This window comes from Pseudomonas koreensis (assembly GCF_025447595.1).
GTDB lineage: Bacteria > Pseudomonadota > Gammaproteobacteria > Pseudomonadales > Pseudomonadaceae > Aquipseudomonas > Aquipseudomonas koreensis_H.
In genome coordinates this window covers 52,817-72,974 of the sequence record NZ_JAOEJU010000022.1, presented here as the reverse complement: position 1 = coordinate 72,974, position 20,158 = coordinate 52,817, and the positions used below count along the sequence as shown (strand labels likewise).

The 20,158-nt window shown below is 61.0% G+C and carries 14 protein-coding genes; 1 reads left to right on the top strand and 13 read right to left on the bottom strand.

What is annotated here, in order from left to right:
- Positions 1–88: 88 nt before the first annotated feature.
- The 10 genes from N8H71_RS22860 to N8H71_RS22815 all read right to left on the bottom strand — a co-directional run bounded on the left by N8H71_RS22860 (position 89) and on the right by N8H71_RS22815 (position 14,582).
- Positions 89–1,507 (bottom strand): FAD-dependent oxidoreductase, encoded by a 1,419-nt coding sequence (locus N8H71_RS22860; protein WP_007909438.1) that lies wholly within the window; start codon positions 1,505–1,507, stop codon positions 89–91.
- A 33-nt stretch (positions 1,508–1,540) separates the two neighbouring features.
- Entirely contained in the window at positions 1,541–5,986 is a 4,446-nt protein-coding gene (gltB, locus tag N8H71_RS22855) for a glutamate synthase large subunit (protein ID WP_262195772.1), read from the bottom strand.
- A 350-nt stretch (positions 5,987–6,336) separates the two neighbouring features.
- The gene (locus N8H71_RS22850) at positions 6,337–7,932 is read right to left on the bottom strand and encodes an AAA family ATPase (RefSeq protein ID WP_007952374.1); all 1,596 of its coding nucleotides are present in this window, start codon (positions 7,930–7,932) and stop codon (positions 6,337–6,339) included.
- A 10-nt stretch (positions 7,933–7,942) separates the two neighbouring features.
- The gene (aroB, locus tag N8H71_RS22845) at positions 7,943–9,043 is read right to left on the bottom strand and encodes a 3-dehydroquinate synthase (RefSeq protein WP_011332082.1); all 1,101 of its coding nucleotides are present in this window, start codon (positions 9,041–9,043) and stop codon (positions 7,943–7,945) included.
- Between the two features lie 152 nt (positions 9,044–9,195).
- Positions 9,196–9,714 carry a shikimate kinase AroK gene (gene aroK / locus N8H71_RS22840; protein ID WP_045122915.1) on the bottom strand — a complete coding sequence of 173 codons (519 nt, stop codon included), beginning with the start codon at positions 9,712–9,714 and terminating at the stop codon, positions 9,196–9,198.
- 4 nt (positions 9,715–9,718) lie between these two features.
- Entirely contained in the window at positions 9,719–11,797 is a 2,079-nt protein-coding gene (pilQ, locus tag N8H71_RS22835; protein ID WP_262195771.1) for a type IV pilus secretin PilQ family protein, read from the bottom strand.
- Positions 11,798–11,810: 13 nt separating this feature from the next.
- Positions 11,811–12,335: a pilus assembly protein PilP gene (locus N8H71_RS22830; protein WP_262195770.1), complete on the bottom strand. Its 525-nt coding sequence runs from the start codon at positions 12,333–12,335 to the stop codon at positions 11,811–11,813.
- A complete protein-coding gene (pilO, locus tag N8H71_RS22825; protein WP_262195769.1) occupies positions 12,332–12,955 on the bottom strand; it encodes a type 4a pilus biogenesis protein PilO in 624 nt (207 codons plus the stop codon). Before pilO ends, N8H71_RS22830 begins: the two co-directional genes overlap by 4 nt.
- Positions 12,952–13,518: a PilN domain-containing protein gene (locus tag N8H71_RS22820; RefSeq protein WP_262195768.1), complete on the bottom strand. Its 567-nt coding sequence runs from the start codon at positions 13,516–13,518 to the stop codon at positions 12,952–12,954. The genes pilO and N8H71_RS22820 overlap by 4 nt, the downstream gene beginning before the upstream one ends.
- Entirely contained in the window at positions 13,518–14,582 is a 1,065-nt protein-coding gene (locus tag N8H71_RS22815) for a pilus assembly protein PilM (protein WP_262195767.1), read from the bottom strand. The genes N8H71_RS22820 and N8H71_RS22815 overlap by 1 nt, the downstream gene beginning before the upstream one ends.
- 215 nt (positions 14,583–14,797) lie before the next feature.
- On the opposite strand from N8H71_RS22815, the gene N8H71_RS22810 reads away from it, so the two are divergent.
- On the top strand, positions 14,798–17,245 hold the full coding sequence (locus N8H71_RS22810) for a penicillin-binding protein 1A (protein WP_262195766.1): 2,448 nt from the start codon (positions 14,798–14,800) through the stop codon (positions 17,243–17,245).
- A gap of 178 nt (positions 17,246–17,423) precedes the next feature.
- Here N8H71_RS22810 and N8H71_RS22805 read toward each other — a convergent pair whose 3' ends face one another.
- The 3 genes from N8H71_RS22805 to rpmE form a co-directional block, all read right to left on the bottom strand.
- Positions 17,424–18,692, bottom strand: a complete 1,269-nt coding sequence (locus N8H71_RS22805; RefSeq protein WP_007952395.1) for a malic enzyme-like NAD(P)-binding protein — start codon at positions 18,690–18,692, stop codon at positions 17,424–17,426.
- A gap of 184 nt (positions 18,693–18,876) precedes the next feature.
- A complete protein-coding gene (locus N8H71_RS22800; protein ID WP_262195765.1) occupies positions 18,877–19,659 on the bottom strand; it encodes a thermonuclease family protein in 783 nt (260 codons plus the stop codon).
- A 41-nt stretch (positions 19,660–19,700) separates the two neighbouring features.
- A complete protein-coding gene (gene rpmE / locus N8H71_RS22795; protein WP_007952398.1) occupies positions 19,701–19,919 on the bottom strand; it encodes a 50S ribosomal protein L31 in 219 nt (72 codons plus the stop codon).
- Positions 19,920–20,158 lie beyond the last annotated feature (239 nt).

The following is a 20,158-nucleotide window of genomic DNA, read 5'->3' as shown; positions in this document are numbered from 1 at the left end:
GTCAGCCAATACATCTGGTGACTGATTCACTGCCATCGCGAGCAGGCTCGCTCCCACAGGGTTATTGCTTTTGGCTCAGGATCCGGGGTTAGACGCCCAGGTAATCCAGGATCCCTTCAGCCGCATTGCGGCCTTCGAAGATCGCCGTCACCACCAGGTCGGAACCGCGCACCATGTCGCCACCGGCGAAGATTTTCGGGTTGCTGGTCTGGTGCTTGTACTGACCTTGCTCGGGCGCAACGACGCGGCCCTGGCTGTCGGTCTGGATTTCGAACTGCTCGAACCACGGCGCCGGGCTCGGGCGGAAACCGAAAGCGATGACCACGGCGTCAGCCGGGATGATTTCTTCGGAACCCGGAATCGGCTCGGGGCTGCGACGGCCACGGGCGTCCGGTTCGCCGAGACGGGTCTCGACCACTTTCACGCCTTCGACCTTGTCTTCGCCAACAATGGCGATCGGCTGACGGTTGTAGAGGAATTTCACGCCTTCTTCCTTGGCGTTCTTCACCTCTTTGCGCGAGCCGGGCATGTTCGCTTCGTCACGACGATAGGCGCAGGTCACCGACTTGGCGCCCTGGCGGATCGACGTGCGGTTGCAGTCCATCGCCGTGTCGCCGCCGCCCAGCACCACGACCTTCTTGCCTTTCATGTCGACGAAATCTTCCGGCGACTTTTCAAAGCCCAGGTTGCGGTTGACGTTGGCGATCAGGAAGTCCAGCGCGTCATAAACGCCCGGCAGGTCCTCACCGGCAAAACCGCCCTTCATGTAGGTGTAGGTGCCCATGCCCATGAACACGGCATCGTATTCGGCGAGCAGTTGCTCCATGGTCACGTCCTTGCCGACCTCGGTGTTGAGGCGGAATTCGATGCCCATGCCGGTGAAGACTTCGCGGCGATTGCTCAGCACGGTCTTCTCGAGCTTGAACTCGGGAATGCCGAAGGTCAGCAGACCACCGATTTCCGGGTTCTTGTCGAACACCACCGGGGTCACGCCGCCACGCACCAGCACGTCGGCACAACCGAGGCCCGCCGGGCCTGCACCGATGATCGCGACACGCTTGCCGGTCGGCTTGACCTTGGACATGTCCGGGCGCCAGCCCATGGCAAACGCGGTGTCGGTGATGTACTTCTCGACCGAACCGATGGTCACCGCGCCAAAACCGTCGTTGAGGGTGCAGGCACCCTCGCACAGACGATCCTGCGGACACACCCGGCCGCAGACTTCCGGCAGGGTGTTGGTCTGGTGCGACAGCTCGGCGGCCTGGAGGATGTTGCCCTCGGCCACCAGCTTCAGCCAGTTCGGAATGAAGTTGTGCACCGGGCACTTCCATTCGCAGTACGGGTTGCCGCAACCCAGGCAGCGGTGGGCCTGGTCGGCCGACTGCTGGGGTTTGAACGGTTCGTAAATCTCAACGAACTCTTTCTTGCGTTGACGCAACAGTTTCTTCTTCGGATCTTTGCGCCCGACGTCGATGAACTGGAAGTCGTTATTCAGACGTTCAGCCATTGTTAAAACCTCATCAAACTCTTCAGGCGCATATCACTGCGGGTTGGCACGGGTGCTGGAAAGCAACGACTTCAGGTTGGCAGCCTTAGGCTTGACCAGCCAGAAACGACGCAGGTAGTCATCGAGGTTCTCGGCGAGTTCACGCCCCCACTCGCTGTCGGTTTCCGCGACGTACTCGTTCAGCACGTTCTGCAGGTGGCTGCGATAGGCTTCCATCGCCTCGCCGCTGATCCGCTGGATTTCCACCAGTTCGTGGTTGACCCGGTCAACGAAGGTGTTGTCCTGGTCGAGCACGTAGGCGAAACCGCCGGTCATGCCAGAGCCGAAGTTGTAACCGGTCTTGCCCAGAACGCAGACAAAACCACCGGTCATGTACTCACAGCAGTGATCGCCAGTGCCTTCCACAACCGTGTGGGCACCGGAGTTGCGCACGGCGAAACGCTCGCCTGCGGTGCCGGCGGCGAACAGCTTGCCCCCCGTGGCGCCGTACAGGCAGGTGTTACCGATGATGGCGCTTTCCTGAGTCTTATAAACGCTGCCCTTCGGCGGCACGATGGTCAGCTTGCCACCGGTCATGCCTTTGCCGACGTAGTCGTTGGCGTCGCCTTCCAGGTACATGTTCAGACCGCCGGCGTTCCACACGCCGAAGCTCTGACCTGCAGTGCCCTTGAAGCGGAAAGTAATTGGCGCTTTGGCCATGCCCTGGTTGCCGTGCTTGCGCGCGATTTCGCCGGAGATCCGTGCGCCGATCGAACGGTCGCAGTTGCAGATATCCAGATCGAACTCGGCGCCGCTGAGGTCGTTGATCGCCGACGTCGCCATCTCGACCATTTTCTCGGCCAGCAGGCCCTGGTCGAAGGGCGGGTTGCGCTCGACGCCGCAGAACTGAGGCTTGTCCGCCGGGATGTGATCGCTGCCCAGCAGCGGAGTCAGGTCCAAGTGATGTTGCTTGGCGGTCTGGCCTTCGAGGATTTCCAGCAGATCGGTGCGGCCGATCAGCTCTTCGAGGGAGCGCACGCCCAGCTTGGCCAGCCACTCACGGGTTTCTTCGGCGACGTAGGTGAAGAAGTTCACCACCATGTCGACGGTGCCGATGTAGTGATCCTTGCGCAGCTTCTCGTTCTGGGTCGCGACGCCGGTGGCGCAGTTGTTCAGGTGGCAGATACGCAGGTATTTGCAGCCCAGCGCGATCATCGGTGCAGTACCGAAGCCGAAGCTTTCGGCGCCAAGGATGGCTGCCTTGATTACGTCGAGGCCGGTTTTCAGGCCGCCGTCGGTCTGTACCCGGACCTTGCCGCGCAGGTCGTTGCCGCGCAGGGTCTGGTGGGTTTCGGCCAGGCCGAGTTCCCACGGTGCACCCGCGTATTTGATCGAGGTCAGCGGCGAAGCACCGGTGCCGCCGTCGTAGCCGGAGATGGTGATCAAATCCGCATAGGCCTTGGCCACACCGGCGGCGATGGTGCCGACGCCCGCTTCAGCCACGAGTTTCACCGAAACCAGCGCCTTCGGGTTGACCTGTTTCAGGTCAAAGATCAGCTGCGACAAGTCTTCGATCGAATAGATGTCGTGGTGCGGCGGTGGCGAAATCAGAGTCACGCCCGGCACTGCGTAACGCAGTTTGGCGATCAGCCCGTTCACTTTGCCGCCCGGCAGTTGCCCGCCCTCGCCCGGCTTGGCGCCCTGGGCGACCTTGATCTGAAGCACTTCGGCATTGACCAGGTACTCCGGGGTCACCCCGAAACGGCCGGTCGCGACCTGTTTGATTTTCGAGCTTTTGATGGTGCCGTAGCGCGCCGGGTCTTCGCCGCCTTCGCCGGAGTTGGAACGCGCGCCGAGGCGGTTCATGGCTTCGGCCAGGGCTTCGTGAGCTTCCGGCGACAGGGCGCCCAGCGAAATACCGGCGGAGTCGAAGCGTTTGAGCACCGATTCCAGCGGCTCGACTTCACTGATGTCCAGCGGCGTGTCGAGAGTCTTGACCTTGAACAGGTCGCGGATCATCGACACCGGACGATTGTCCACCAGCGAGGTGTATTCCTTGAATTTGGCGTAGTCGCCCTGCTGCACGGCGGCTTGCAGGGTGTTGACCACGTCCGGGTTGTACGCGTGATATTCGCCACCATGGACGAACTTCAGCAGACCGCCCTGCTGGATCGGCTTGCGCGGGCTCCAGGCTTCGGTGGCCAGTGCTTTCTGCTCGGCTTCGATGTCGACGAAACGCGCACCCTTGATACGGCTCGGCACGCCACGGAAGCTCAGGTCGCAGACTTCTTCGGACAGGCCGATGGCTTCGAACAACTGCGCACCGCGATAGGACGCGATGGTCGAGATACCCATCTTCGACAGGATCTTCAACAGACCTTTGGTGATGCCTTTACGGTAGTTCTTGAACACCTCGTAGAGGTCGCCCAGGACTTCACCGGTACGGATCAGGTCGCCCAGCACTTCGTAGGCCAGGAACGGATAGACCGCCGAGGCGCCGAAACCGATCAGCACCGCGAAGTGATGCGGATCGCGTGCGGTGGCGGTTTCAACCAGGATGTTGGAGTCGCAGCGCAGGCCTTTTTCGGTCAGGCGGTGATGCACCGCGCCGGTGGCCAGCGAAGCGTGGATCGGCAGCTTGCCCGGAGCGATATGGCGGTCGCTCAGAACGATCTGGGTACGACCGGCACGCACGGCTTCTTCAGCCTGATCGGCGACGTTGCGGATCGCCGCTTCGAGACCGACGCTTTCGTCGTAGTTGAGGTCGATGATCTGCCGTTCGAAACCCGGGCGATCGAGGTTCATCAGCGAACGCCACTTGGCCGGGGAAATGACCGGCGAGCTGAGGATCACGCGCGAGGCGTGTTCCGGCGATTCCTGGAAGATGTTGCGCTCGGCACCGAGGCAGATTTCCAGCGACATCACGATCGCTTCACGCAGCGGGTCGATCGGCGGGTTGGTCACCTGCGCGAACTGCTGGCGGAAATAGTCGTACGGCGTACGCACACGCTGGGACAGCACGGCCATCGGCGTGTCGTCGCCCATCGAGCCGACGGCTTCGTAGCCTTGTTCGCCAAGCGGACGCAGTACCTGATCGCGCTCTTCGAACGTGACCTGATACATCTTCATGTATTGCTTGAGCTGATCGACGTCGTAGAAAGCCGAACCGTGATCGTTGTCTTCCATAGTCGCCTGGATGCGCAGGGCATTCTTGCGCAGCCATTGCTTGTACGGATGACGGGATTTCAGACGGTTGTCGATCGCGTCGGTGTCGAGGATCTGCCCGGTTTCGGTGTCCACGGCAAAGATCTGGCCCGGGCCGACACGGCCTTTGGCAATCACGTCTTCAGGCTTGTAGTCCCACACGCCGATTTCCGACGCGAGGGTGATGAAACCGTTCTTGGTGGTGACCCAGCGCGCCGGGCGCAGACCGTTACGGTCGAGCAGGCACACCGCATAGCGACCGTCGGTCATTACCACGCCGGCCGGGCCGTCCCACGGCTCCATGTGCATCGAGTTGTACTCGTAGAACGCACGCAGATCCGGGTCCATGGTTTCGACGTTCTGCCACGCTGGCGGAATGATCATCCGCACGCCACGGAACAGGTCGATGCCGCCGGTGACCATCAGCTCAAGCATGTTGTCCATACTCGAAGAGTCGGAACCGACACGGTTGACCAGCGGGCCGAGTTCTTCCAGATCCATCAGATCGTTGGTGAACTTGGTGCGACGGGCCTGAGCCCAGTTGCGGTTGCCGGTGATGGTGTTGATCTCGCCGTTGTGGGCGAGGAAGCGGAATGGCTGGGCCAGCGGCCATTTCGGCAGGGTGTTGGTGGAGAAGCGCTGGTGGAACACGCAGATTGCGGTTTGCAGGCGCTGGTCACCCAGGTCCGGATAGAACGCGGCCAGGTCGGCCGGCATCATCAGGCCTTTATAGATGATGGTCTTGTGGGAAAAGCTGCAGATGTAGTGGTCGGTGTCGGCGGCGTTGGCCACCGACGAACGACGACGGGCGCTGAACAGCTTGACCGCCATGTCCTGATCGCTCAGGCCTTCGCCACCGATGTACACCTGCTCGATCTGCGGCAGGCGCTCAAGGGCCAGGCGGCCGAGGACGCTGGTGTCGATCGGCACTTTGCGCCAGCCGATCAGTTGCAGGCCTTCAGCGAGGATCTCGCGGTTCATGTTCTCGCGAGCGGCTTCGGCCTTGGCCGGATCCTGATTGAAGAAGACCATGCCCACGGCATATTGCTTGGGCAGCTCGACGCTGAAGGTTTCCTGGGCAATGGCACGCAGGAACGCGTCGGGCTTTTGAATCAGCAGACCGCAACCGTCACCGGTCTTGCCGTCGGCATTAATCCCACCGCGGTGGGTCATGCAGGTCAGGGCCTCGATGGCCGTTTGCAAAAGGGTATGACTGGGCTCGCCCTGCATATGGGCTATCAGGCCGAAACCACAGTTATCCTTGAATTCATCTGGTTGGTACAGACCTGCTTTCATAGACACTTTCTCACCAGGCTGCCTCTTTTCGAGGCAAATTTCTTTTCAATTCAACCACTTGCATCTCGCGCCGAACGTACGCCGGCTTAGCGGGGGCAAAAGGGTGGTCATTGTACACAGCGACACAGAGGCTCACAAATTTGACGACGAAATGTCGCAAATTCATGTCGCATTTGTGAAAGGTTTAAAGCGATCTGCTGTGCTAGTCAAAACTTTTTTAATTTTGACCGCAACGACTCAAAGACTACTGTGACGCAGACACCACAAGGCACGCGACCCGTAAGGGCGGCGCGCACTTGTAGAAATTTTGAGGTGCTTGGAGAGGCGGCCTGGGTAAGGCCGCCGAATCTTCAGCGAGTTGTTGCCAGTTCCTGTTGGACGCTGGCGACAGTGCGAGGCCAAGGTTTACCAGCCTGAACCTTCGCTGGCAAGGCCTTGATGGCAGAAACGGCTGCATCACGATTGGCGAAGTTGCCGTAGGTGATCACGTAAAGAGGCTTGCCGTTGAGGACTTTCTTGAAATAACGGTACTCGCCGCCCTGCTCCTTGACGAAGCTTTGCGCGGTCGCTTCGGAGCTGGTGCCGAGGATCTGCACTACGTAGTTGCTGGTCGGCTGACCGGCGTACCAGCTGCCACCGGCGGCCTTGGCGACGGTGACGGGCTTCTCGGCCGGTTTGGCGGCGGCAACAGGCTTGGCAGGCGCCGGAGCCGGTTTGGCCGCTGGAGCGGCCGGAGCAGGCTTGGCGGTAGCGACCTGGGTCGGTGCCGGGGTCGGCTTCGGTGCCGGGACTGGAACCGGGGTCGGCGCAGGGCCGGCCTGAACGCCCGCGGGTGGCGCGGTGGTGGTCACGGTCGGCGGTGTGTTGCTGGAACCCTCGACTGGCACACCGTCGTCGCCTTCGGTAATGCCGCCCGCCGCTTCAGCCAGCGGACCGCGCATCACCGGCTGCGAGTTGCCGACCAGCGGCAGCGGCATCGGCTGGGTATTGCCGTTGAATTCGACGGACGGCGCGCCACCCGCCTGCGGCGTGCCCTGGCCCAATGGCAGTTGGGCCTGCTCGTTGGCCGGCGCACCGGTGGTCGGTGCCTTGTTGCGACCCGGCATCAGCCAGGCGGCAGCGACCGCGACCACAACGACGGCGGAAATCGCCAATACGTGTTTCTTCGGCATGTTGAACCCCATACTTGGACGCTTGACCGCAGAGCGGCTGGCAATCATGACTTCGATCAGAGCATCGCGAGCGACCTGGTTGATGTTGCCCGGCCAACCCTCGGAGCTTTCGTGAATATCAGAGATCTGATCCGCGGTGAAAAGTTCGACACCCCGGCCCGCGCCTTCGAGCCGCTGGTCGAGATACTCGCGGGTTTCTTCTTCGGTGTACGGCTGCAATTCGATGACGTGGAAGCGCTCTTCCTCGAGGTGCAAAGCCTCGAGCTGGGCGATCAGCGACGACTCACCGAACAGGAACACGTGCGGGCGGCCTTCCGGCGCGCCGGCGCCCAGCGCCATCAGGGCTTCAAGTGCGGACTCGTCGAGTTGCTCGGCATCGTCCACCAGCAGATAGACTTCCTGCCCCGTCAGCGCGAGCTGCACGACCTGATCGAGGATCGCCCCGACTTCGGCCTGGGCCACGTCCAGCGCCTGGGCAATCTGACGCAGCACACCGGCTGCATCGCCGGCGCCACGGGCGGAAACGACGACACTCTGCACCGATTGCTTGTTGGTGCTGGCAACCAGCGCCTGACGCAGCAGGGTCTTGCCGCTGCCCTGCGGGCCGGTGACTACCAGCAACAACTGGCTGTAACGCGCCAGATGATGCAACTGCCCCAGCACCGGCTTGCGCTGGGCCGGGAAGAATTTGAAGCCCGGCACCCGCGGCGCGAAAGGGTCGTGACTTAACTGGAAATGGCCGAGAAACGCCTCGTCGGCATGCAAACTAGTCATCGGAATCTTATTAACCTTTAAGCTGAGCCAGAGCGCGGTAATCCGCTCCCAGCGTGGCCTGTAGAACCTCTTTCGGATAATCGTCGGTCACCACCGCTTCGCCCATCCGGCGCAGCAGCACCAGGCGCAAGCGACCGTCGATCACTTTTTTGTCAATTGCCATGTGTTCAAGAAAATCGGCTTCGGTCATCTCTTCCGGCGGGATCACCGGCAGACCGGCGCGCTGGAACAGGCGGATGCCGCGATCACGCTCCTGCTCGCTGATCCAGCCCAGGCGCGCGGACATTTCCAGCGCCATCACGGTGCCAGCGGCGACCGCTTCGCCATGCAACCAGACACCATAGCCCATGTGGGTTTCGATGGCGTGGCCAAAGGTGTGGCCGAGATTGAGGGTGGCCCGTACGCCGGTTTCTTTTTCGTCGGCGCCGACTACCGCCGCCTTGGCAGCGCAGGAACGCTCGATGGCATAGGTCAGGGCCGTTTGATCCAGCGCACGCAGGGCGTCGACGTTGTCCTCGAGCCAGGTCAGGAACGGCTCGTCGCAGATCAGACCGTACTTGATAACTTCCGCCAGGCCGGCCGACAGCTCGCGCGCTGGCAGGGTTTTCAGGGACGCGGTATCGATCAGCACCACGTTCGGTTGATAGAACGCGCCGACCATGTTCTTGCCCAGCGGATGGTTGATCCCGGTCTTGCCGCCGACCGACGAATCGACCTGAGACAGCAGCGTGGTGGGAATCTGGATGAAATCGACGCCGCGCTGGTAGCAGGCGGCTGCAAAACCGGCCATGTCGCCGATCACACCGCCACCAAGGGCGATCACCGTGGTGCGACGGTCATGACGGGCGGTCAGCAAGCCGTCGAAGATCAGTTGCAGGGTTTCCCAGTTCTTGAAGGCTTCGCCGTCGGGCAGCACCACGGAAACCACCGAGAACTGCGCCAGGCTGCGGGTCAGACGCTCGAGATAGAGCGGCGCAACGGTCTCGTTGGAGATGATTGCCACTTGCCGCCCGTGGATATGTGGGGCCAGCAGTTCAGGCTGGTCCAGTAATCCTTCGCCAATGTGAATCGGGTAGCTGCGCTCGCCTAGGTCGACCTTGAGTGTCTGCATGTGTCCCCACAGTGAAGATGGAAGCAGGCGTCCTGCCCTGAATTATTGGTTGTCTGCGGCCTATAGCGGGTATGACGCCGCTCGCACGCCATCCGCCACAACCTCGGCGGGTTGTGACAGGACGCCGAGGATAGCGCATTTCGAGCGATGCTTTAACGGGGCGGAAGCTGCGCCAGGCGGTCGAGAATATCGAGCACGACCATGCGTGGCGGCCGCTCGTCGGTTTCCACCACCAGATCGGCGATTTCCCGATAAAGCGGATCACGGATCGCCAGCAGATCGCGCAAGGTTTTCTCCGGATTGGCAGTACGCAGCAATGGCCGATTACGGTCGCGAGAGGTGCGGCCGACCTGCTGCTCGACGGAGGCGTGCAGATACACCACCCGCCCGCCCTCGTACAGGGCCTTGCGGTTGGCATCGCGCATCACGGCGCCGCCACCGGTCGCCAGCACCACGCCGTCGAACGCGCACAGCTCGGCGATCATCGCCTGCTCACGGTCACGAAAGCCGGGCTCGCCTTCCTTGTCGAAGATCCACGGGATATTGGCGCCCGTACGCAGTTCAATTTCCTTGTCGGAATCCTTGAACGGCAGGCGCAGCTCTTTGGCCAGTAATCGGCCGATGGTGCTTTTTCCAGCCCCCATCGGTCCTACAAGAATCAAATTTCGCACAGAATCAACGACTCACAGCAATCGCCTGGTTATTCATGATACGCGGAGTGAGAAATACCAGCAGCTCGGATTTTTTCTCCGAAACCACATCACGCCGGAAAAGGCGGCCAAGATACGGCACATCGCCAAGAAATGGCACCTTATCTACGACCTTGCTTTGAGTATTTGAGAAAACGCCCCCGATCACGATGGTCTCGCCGTCGTTCACCAGCACCTTGGCATTGACCTCGTTTTTCTTGATCGGCGGTACATCCTGCACTTTGTTCAGGTAATCCGGTTCGTCCTTGGTGACCTTCACCTCCATGATGATGCGGTTGTCAGGGGTGATCTGCGGCGTCACTTCCAGCGACAGCGACGCCTCCTTGAAGGACACCGACGTAGCGCCGCTGGAGCTGGCTTCCTGATACGGGATCTCGGTGCCCTTGAGGATTTTCGCGGTTTCCTTGTCGGAGGTGACCACCTTGGGCTGCGAGACGATTTCGCCGTTGCCGGTCTTCTCCATCGCAGTCAGCTCAAGGTCGAGCAAAACATTGTCGGTGATGAACGCGATGCCGATCCCGGACGTGTTGTTGACCGTGCCCATGTCGACGAACGGCGAGTTGGTGCTGGTGCTGCCCGGCGTACCGATGGTGGTCGAAGAGCCGTTGCTGACCCCGGAAGTATTCCAGTTGCCCTTGTTCTGGATCGAACCGCCCCAGCGCACGCCCAGGCTCTTGTCGTAATCGACGTTGGCCTCGACGATCCGCGCCTCGATCATCACCTGACGCACCGGAATATCCAGTTGCGCCACGATCCGCCGCAGCTCGTCGAGGCGATCCTGGGTCTGGTACGCAATGATGTTGTTGGTTCGCTCATCGACGGTGATCGAACCCCGTTCATCGACCTTCGCCTCAGCGCTGGTGACCGACTGGAACAGCTTGGCGATGTCCGCAGCCTTGGCGTAGTTCACTTGCAGCAGTTCGCGGCGCAGCGGTGCCAGTTCGGCGATCTGTTTCTGCGACTCCAGTTCCTGCCGTTCGCGGGCGGCGATTTCATCTGCCGGCGCCACCAGCAACACGTTGCCGACCTTGCGTTTGTCCAGGCCTTTGGTCTTGAGCACCAGATCCAGCGCCTGATCCCACGGCACGTTCTGCAGACGCAAGGTAATGCCGCCCTGTACCGTATCGCTGGCCACCAGGTTGAGGTTGGTGAAGTCGGCGATCAGTTGCAGCACCGAACGCACATCGATGTCCTGGAAATTCAACGAGAGCTTTTCGCCGTTATAGCTGTTGCGGTCAGCGTTGCGCTTTTGCAGGTCATCGACGGTCAACGGCCGGATGCTGACGGTCAGCTTGTTGTCGGTCTGGTAGGTGGAATAGTCGAAAGTACCGCTGGGCTCGACGGTGATCGTCGCGCGATCACCGCTGACACCGGCATTGACGAACTGCACCGGGGTGGCGAAATCCTTGACGTCGAGGCGCACCCGCAGCGGTTCTGGCAATTGGGTACGGGCGAAATTGAGAATGATCTTGCCGTCGTGCTCCTGGATATCAGGGGCGATGGTCGGGTCGGAAAGGTCGATGACGACATTGCCTTCGCCCGCCGTTCCACGCTGAAAGTCCACACCGCGAATGGCCCTGGCGGTCGGCGCAAACGTGCGGACTGGCACTGCCGCAGCTGCTGCGCGCGGCGTGCGAGTCGCCGTACGCGGGGCAGCGGCTTTGCTGCCTTGCCCGACCACCACAAATACCGTATTGCCTTCGACCCGGGTGTCGTACGGTGCCAGTTGCGTCAGACTGATGATCAGCCGTGTACGATTATTGGCCTCGACCACGGTGGCCGTGCGGGCATTGCCGCTGCCCAGGTCACGGGTCTTGCTCGCCAGCTGACTGGCGACACCCGGCAGGTCGAGTGCGATCCGTGCCGGCGAATCGGTGGTGTAGCCCTTGGGTTGCGGGGGCGGGCCGTCGAACGACAGCTTCAGTTCGACCCGCTCGCCCGGCAGTGCCGCGACGTCCAGCGCCTTCAGATTGGCTGCCTGTACCATCGGCGAAAGCAGCGCTATCCATAGCGAAATACCGAAGGTGGATAAAATCCTGTTCATTGTTCAACTTCCACTATGAGTGCTCTTTCAAAGGAATGGTGCGCGGCCGCTCCAGCCAGGCACCTTCTCCGTCGGGAACGATTTCCACCACATCGACCTGGGAAGCGCTGATGGCGACGATGCGCCCGTCATTACGTCCCAGATAATCGCCGACCTTGAGCCGATGAACTCCCCCAGCCCCCCGCAGCAGCGCGAAGGAGCCGGAGGCATTGGCGATCGTGCCGACCATTTCAAACTGCTCGATGTTGAAACCTTCGAGGTATTGTTTGACCCGGTTGGGGTCGGGCTTGACGTCTCGTGAACCCTGTTTGTGTCCAGCCAGATCTACCCGCACCTGGCGCGAAAACGGACTACGCAGACTGGCGGCGCTGTAGGTAAACGTCGGATAGGTGCGAAAAGCCGGCGTCGGCTCGATTTTGCCGGGAGGGCGAAGCCGCACCTCGTTCATGTAGGCGTCGAGGTCACTGAAGTCATCGCCGCCACAGCCACCCAGCGCAAGTATCAAGGTCGACAAGGTGAAAAACCGGATCGGGCTCATTTTTGCAGCCCCTTGTCGTTGTAGCGGTAGGTCTTGGCGAGGATGCTCATGCGCAACTTCGTCCCGCCTTCAGGATTCGCCGGCGCCAGCTCAAAATCGTGCAGCGTGACAATACGCGGCAACCCGGCTACGCCACTGACGAATGTGGCGAGGTCGTGATAGGCGCCCGTCACGGTAATCTGGATGGGTAGCTCGATGTAGAACTGTTGGGTGACCTCCGGGAGCAACTTGATCTCTTCGAACTCAAGACCACTGCCCAGCCCGGTGCGGGTGATGTCCTCCAGCAGCCCCGGCACTTCGGTGTCGCTGGGCAATTGTCGCAGCAGTACGCCGAACGAGTTTTCCATCTCCTTCATCTGCTGCGTGTACAGCTCCAGGTTGGCGGCCATGCTCGCCTTGCTCGCAAACTGCTCCTTGAGCGTGACTTCCTCCTCGCGCTTGAGCTCGAGTTGGGACTCCAGATCACTGATGAAAAAGTTATAGCCAAGCGCCAGAACCAGCACCATCAGCAGCCCGCCGGCCAGACTCTTGGCCGCCGCCGGCCAGGAACCGATATTGCTGGTATCAAGGTCGTTGAAGTCGATATTGCGCAGACTTTCCAGCCACTCGGACGGTTTCATTGGTCGTCCTCCTCGATTTTGGGTCGAGTCTGGCGAACGGTCAGCTGGAAAACATTGGCCTGATCCACTTGTCCGGCGGTGGTGGCTTTCACTTCATTGAGGTTGGGCGCGTCGAACCAGTCGGAGGCATCAAGGTTGCGCATCAGGTCGGACACACGATTGTTCGATTCCGCCGCGCCGCTGATCGACAGGGTCTTGCCGACCATTTTCACGTCGGTGAAATACACCCCGTCAGGCAGTGTGCGCGCCAACTGATCGAAGATCCGCCCACTGATCTGCCGGTTGACCTGCAAGTCCTGGATGATGCGCATGCGCTCCACCAGTTGCTGGCGATGGGCCTTGAGCTCGCTGATCTGCTTGATCCGCTCGTCGACCACGGCGATTTGTTTGCCGATGTAGTCATTGCGCGAAACCTGCCGGGCGATCGCATTGCTGATGATCTGGTCGGCAATCAGCACCGCGCCGACGGAGCCGACCACCACCCCCGTCAAGGCCAGCAGAAAGCGCTTGCGCCGCTCTTCGCGCCGCTCTTCGCGCCAAGGTAAAAGGTTAATCCGCGCCATCAGTCGAAACTCCTGAGCGCGAGTCCGCAGGCAATCATCAGGGCCGGCGCATCGCTCGCCAGGGCCCCGGCGTTGACCTTGCTGCTCAAGGCCATGTCGGAAAACGGGTTGGCGACCTGGGTCGGGGTGTTCAGGCGCTCTTCGATCAGCCGGTCGAGCCCGGGCACCGACGCCGTGCCTCCGGCCAGCAGAATGTGATCGACGGCGTTGTACTGGCCAGACGCGAAAAAGAACTGCAAAGAGCGCGATACCTGCTGCACCAGTGCCTCGCGAAACGGTTGCAGCACCTCGCCGACGTAGTCGTCCGGCAGACCGCCCTGCTTCTTGGCGAGCCCCGCCTGTTCAAGGGTCAGGCCATAACGACGTTGGATTTCCTCGGTCAGCTGTCGACCGCCGAACAGTTGTTCGCGGGTGTAGATGATCCTGCCGTTGTGCAGGACGCTGAGGGTGGTCATGGTGGCGCCGATGTCGACCACGGCCACCGTCAGTCGGTCCTGGGACGCGGCCAGTTGCGTGGCCAGCAGGCCGAAAGAGCGCTCCAGCGCATAGGCCTCGACATCCACCACCCGCGCAGTCAGCCCGGCGAGAGCGAGCGCCGCTTCGCGGACTTCGACGTTTTCCTTGCGACAGGCGGCCAGCAGTACGTTGACCCGCTCGGGGTTGCGCGGCGAAACACCCTGGACTTCGAAGTCAATGGCGACCTCGTCCAGCGGATAGGGAATGTATTGATCGGCCTCGATCTTGAGCTGGTTTTCCAGTTCGTCGTCGGACAGTCCGGCGTCCATCTCGATGACCTTGGTGATCACCGCCGACCCGGCCACCGCCACTGCCACGGTTTTCAACCCGGTGCGCGCCTTGACCAGCACCCGGGACAACGCCTGGCCAACACCCTCGAGTTCGGCGATGTTCTTTTCGACCACCGCATTAGTCGGCAACGGCTCGACTGCATACGCCTCGACCCGGTAGCGCTCCCCCTGACGACTCAGCTCCAGCAGTTTCACCGAAGTGGAACTGATGTCGATCCCCAGTAACGTATTGGCCTTTTTATTGAAGAGTCCTAGCACTACCAATTCCCTATGACTATCCGTGAGTTACGGACTCTGTAATGCGCATTGCGTTCCCTCGCCCCGTCTTGACAGAAGCGCAAATGACGCCCTCGGCGGAAAAGTGCTTATAATGCCCAGCGATTTTTTCCGCTTTTTACTGCCAGCGCGGGCCGTTCTGTGTGTTCCGGAACCCTGTCGCCAAATTCATTCTTTGCCCTGGATGTCCAAAAGCCTTGATTCGTCTGCTGAAATTTTTCGGTTGGTCCATCGTCGCCGTTTTCTGCGGACTGCTTTTAGGTCTCAGCGGCGCGTTTCTTTACCTTAGTCCGGGTTTGCCATCTGTGGAGGCGCTGAGAAGCATTCAGTTGCAGATTCCACTGAGGGTGTATAGCAGCGACAACAAGTTGATCGCAGAATTTGGCGAAATGCGCCGCACACCGATCCGTTTCGCCGACATTCCCCCCAATTTCATCAATGCGTTACTAAGTGCTGAAGACGACAATTTCGCCAATCACTACGGCGTCGATCCGAGCAGCCTGATGCGTGCCGCGACCCAACTGGTCAAGAGCGGGCACATCCAGTCCGGCGGCAGCACCATCACCATGCAGGTGGCGAAGAACTTCTTCCTGACCAGCGAACGCAGCTTTTCACGCAAGACCACGGAAATCCTTCTGGCCTTGCAGATCGAGCGGCAGCTGACCAAGGACGAGATCCTTGAGCTGTACGTAAACAAGATTTATCTGGGCAACCGCGCCTACGGCATCGAGGCGGCGGCGCAGGTGTATTACGGCAAGTCGATCCGCGAAGTCAGCCTGGCGCAGATGGCGATGATCGCCGGTCTGCCGAAAGCCCCGTCGCGCTTCAACCCGCTGGCCAACCCGGCGCGCAGCAAGGAGCGTCGCGACTGGATCCTCGGCCGCATGTACAAGCTCGGCAAGATCACCGAAGCCGACTACACCGCCGCGATCAATGAGCCGCTGAACGCCAGCTATCACGTACCGACCCCGGAAGTGAACGCGCCGTACATCGCCGAAATGGCCCGTGCCGAAATGGTCGGCCGCTACGGCAGCGACGCCTATACCGAAGGTTTCCGCGTCACCACCACGGTGCCGAGCAACCTTCAGGAAATGGCCAACACCGCGCTGCACGAAGGCCTGATGACTTACGACCAGCGTCACGGCTACCGTGGCCCTGAATCGCGCCTGCCGGGCAAGACCCGCGAAGCCTGGGCGACCGAACTGACCAAGCAACGCACCATCAGCAGCCTCGAGCCGGCGATCGTCACCCAGGTCGACAAGAACGGCCTGCAAGTGCTGACCCGCACCGGCGAAGAGCACGTGGCGTGGGACACCATGAAATGGGCGCGACCGTTCCTCAATACCAACAGCATGGGCGCCAACCCGCGTCAGCCGTCGGATGTGGCACAGATCGGCGACCTGATTCGCGTGCAGCGCCAGCCGAACAATTCGCTGAAGTTCAGCCAGATTCCGCAGGCGCAGGGCGCACTGGTCTCGCTGGATCCGCAGAATGGCGCGATCCGCTCCCTGGTCGGCGGCTTCGCCTTTGAGCAGAGCAACTACAACCGCGCGATGCAGGCCAAGCGTCAGCCGGGCTCGAGCTTCAAGCCGTTCGTCTACAGCGCCGCACTGGATAACGGCTACACCGCCGCCAGCCTGGTCAACGACGCGCCGATCGTCTTTGTCGACGAGTACCTGGACAAGGTCTGGCGTCCGAAGAACGACACCAACACTTTCCTCGGCCCGATCCGTCTGCGTGAAGCGCTGTACAAGTCGCGCAACCTGGTTTCGATCCGCCTGCTGCAAGCCATGGGCGTAGGCAAGACCATCGACTACATCACCCGCTTCGGCTTCAACAAACAGGACCTGCCGCCAAATCTGTCGCTGGCGCTGGGCACCGCGACCCTGACGCCGATGGAAATCGCCACCGGCTGGAGCACCTTCGCCAACGGCGGCTACAAGATCACCCCGTACATCATCGACAAGATCGAAAGTCGCAATGGCGACACGCTGTTCGTCGCCAACCCGCCGACCGTACCGCAGGGCGGCGCGGCCACCGATGGCATTGCCGCACCCGCCACTCAGGCGTTCACGGTCAATGCAGCGCCGGTTCCGGGTGAAGCGCCGGGCAGCGCCGCCATGCCGCAAGCTCCAGCAGTTGCCGAGCGCATCGTCGATGGCCGTACCACCTACATCCTCAACAGCATGTTGCAGGACGTGATCAAGCTCGGCACCGGCCGTCGTGCACTTGCCATGGGCCGTAGCGACATTGCCGGCAAGACCGGCACGACCAACGAATCCAAGGATGCGTGGTTCTCCGGCTACAACGCCGATTACGTAACCACCGTATGGACCGGTTTCGACCAGCCGGAAAGCCTGGGTCGCCGGGAGTTCGGCGGCACCGTGGCACTGCCGATCTGGATGAACTACATGAGCGCAGCGCTCAAGGACAAGCCGCCGCATGTCCAGCCGGAGCCGGAAGGCATCCTCAGCCTGCGGGTGGACCCGGTCAGCGGTCGCGCAGCATCGCCGAGCACACCGGGCGCCTACTTCGAGCTGTTCAAGGCTGAGGACACGCCGCCGTCGGTCAATGAGATCGGCAATGGCACCGTGCCGGGCAGTCCGCTGCCAGCGGATGAGCAGGCGCCGATCGATTTGTTCTGATCCTCAACTGCCAAAAAGCCCCGCCTTCGTGAGAAGTGCGGGGCTTTTTTATGCCTGCCAACCGAGGCATTAACTGAACTGCTCGCTAAAAGACCCTGAAAAACAATGCAAAACCCTCAGATATAAAAAAGCCCCGACTCTCACGAGCCGGGGCTTTCGGTTGATGCGCTACAACGACTTAGCCGTTGAACACGTCATCCACGCTTTTCAGCGGGTAGTTCTTCGGATACGGCAGAGTCGCCACACCAGTCTCGATCGCGGCCTTGGCCACGGCGTCGGAGATCACGGTGATCAGGCGCTTGTCCATTGGCTTCGGAATGATGTACTCACGGCCGAATTCCAGGGAGATACCGCCGTAAGCGTCGCAGACTTCCTGAGGAACCGGCAGTTTGGCCAGTTCGCGCAGGGCGTTGGCGGCAGCGATCTTCATTTCTTCGTTGATGCGCTTGGCGCGAACGTCCAGGGCACCACGGAAGATGAACGGGAAGCCCAGTACGTTGTTGACCTGGTTCGGGTAGTCCGAACGGCCGGTGGCCATGATCACGTCGTTACGGGTGGCGTGAGCCAGTTCCGGGGAGATTTCCGGATCCGGGTTGGAGCATGCGAAGACGATCGGGTTGGCCGCCATGCGCTTGAGTTGCTCGGCGCTCAGCAGGTTCGGGCCCGACAGGCCGACGAATACGTCAGCGCCTTCGATGGCGTCGTCCAGGGTGCGTTTCTCGGTAGGGTGAGCGAACACAGCCTTGTACTGGTTCAGGTCGTCACGGCCAGCGTGGATCACGCCAGTACGGTCAACCATGAAGATGTTCTCGACCTTGGCGCCCATGCTCACCAGCAATTTCATGCAGGAGATGGCGGCTGCGCCAGCGCCCAGGCAGACGATCTTGGCGTCGGCCAGGGTTTTGCCAGCGATTTCCAGGGCGTTGATCATGCCCGCAGCGGTCACGATCGCGGTGCCGTGCTGGTCATCGTGGAATACCGGAATGTCGCACTGCTCGATCAGAGCGCGTTCGATCTCAAAGCACTCAGGTGCCTTGATGTCTTCCAGGTTGATGCCGCCGAAGGTGATGGAAATGCGTTTTACGGTGTCGATGAAGGCTTGCGGGCTTTCGGAGTCGACTTCGATGTCGAAGACGTCGATGCCGGCGAAGCGCTTGAACAGCACGCCTTTACCTTCCATGACTGGCTTGGAAGCCAGTGGGCCGAGGTTACCCAGACCCAGAATCGCGGTGCCATCGGAAATGACTGCAACCAGGTTGCCCTTGCCGGTGTACTTGTAGGCCAGTTCAGGATCGCGGGCGATCTCGCGCACTGGTTCAGCTACGCCGGGGCTGTAGGCCAGCGACAGGTCGCGGGCGGTAGCAGTGGCCTTGGTGAGCTCGACACTCAGCTTTCCTGGACGAGGATTGGCATGATATTCGAGAGCGGCAGTTTTCAGATCAGACATTTTGGCATTCCGCTTTTTACTGTTGGACAGACTGGTCAGCGAGGATACGCGCCTCGCAAAGTCCCCACAAGACTGCCCGGTCACCCCTGTCAAGCGCCCTGCCCTACGACTTTGGGCCAAGAGCCACGGCGCACAAGGGCTAGACTGTTCACAATCGATAGAAAAAATGTCTACAACTTTTTCTTCAGCGGGACGACTGGAGCATCGAAGGATCGGTCAGCGGCAACAGCCAGCGTGCCTGACCTGATTTCAATCCACCGCGCCGGGAACGGTCGACCACCCAGCCACGGGCCTCGATCTGCTTGCCCTTCAACGCCTGCAGAGAGGCGCCGTCGAAGCGATCGAGCAGATTGGGTGCAACGCGCAGTACAAGCTTGTCCTGCAACTCGATCCAGATTCCGCCACGATTGCGTTGAACCTTGCTCACACGACCGCTGACCAGCGCGAAACCCGAGCGCTCGATCTGCTCCGCTTTCAATACAGGCGAGCGCTTCCACAGGCCAAGCCCGGCCTGTCGCGCGCGGCGTTCGGCGGCTTGCTGACAATCGACCAGATCGACATTTGGCGCCACCGCGACCTGAAAACCGAGGCCATCAGCGAGCATCTGCGCTTCGAGATTCTCACCCTTGGCACTGAAAACGTGAGCAAGGGTGCGGCCGTAATGGTCTTTGGACTGGGCGCCGAGTTGCAGGCCAACCCGTCCGTCGCTCTCGGCGACCAGAGCTTCAAGGCGCTTGCGCGCAGCCACCGCAAACGGCTCGTCGCTGCGGCCCTGCTTGCCGAGCTCGGGCGTATTGAGGCCGATCATCCGCACATTGCGACCGTCGCTCAGGCGCAGGGTGTCGCCGTCAACCACCCGCTGCACCGTGGCGCTGTCCAGCCCGGACGGCGCCGGGCAGAAGGCCTGGGCGGCGGAGAACCAAATCGCGGACACAAAAAAGGCGCCCGCAAGGGACGCCTTTTTCATCAGACCGGAAAAGCCGCTGAGGTTTTCCAGAATGAAGGGCCTTAGGCCTTTTTCGCGCCGAAAGCACCGAAACGGTCGGCGAACTTCTGAACGCGACCACCGGTGTCCAGAGTCTTCTGCTTACCGGTGTAGAACGGGTGGCACTCGTTGCAAACGTCGATCGCCAGGGCTTTGCCGAAGGTCGAACGGGTTTCGAACTTGTTGCCGCAGCTGCAAGTTACTGCAACTTCTGGGTAATTCGGGTGGATATCGGCTTTCATGGTGTTTTCCTCAGCTGGCGTGCCGCCATCCAACACGATTGTTGAATACCGCACGTAATTAGGCCGCGGATTCTACCAGACAATCCCGATCACGCAAGCTGTCACTGAGACCGACCGTCTGCTAGGCTCCCGGCCCATTGCGCGATCCCTGTGGGAGCGAGCTTGCTCGCGAAGGCGATCTGTCAGCAACATATCAGCCGCCTGACGCACCGTTTTCGCGAGCAGGCTCGCTCCCACAG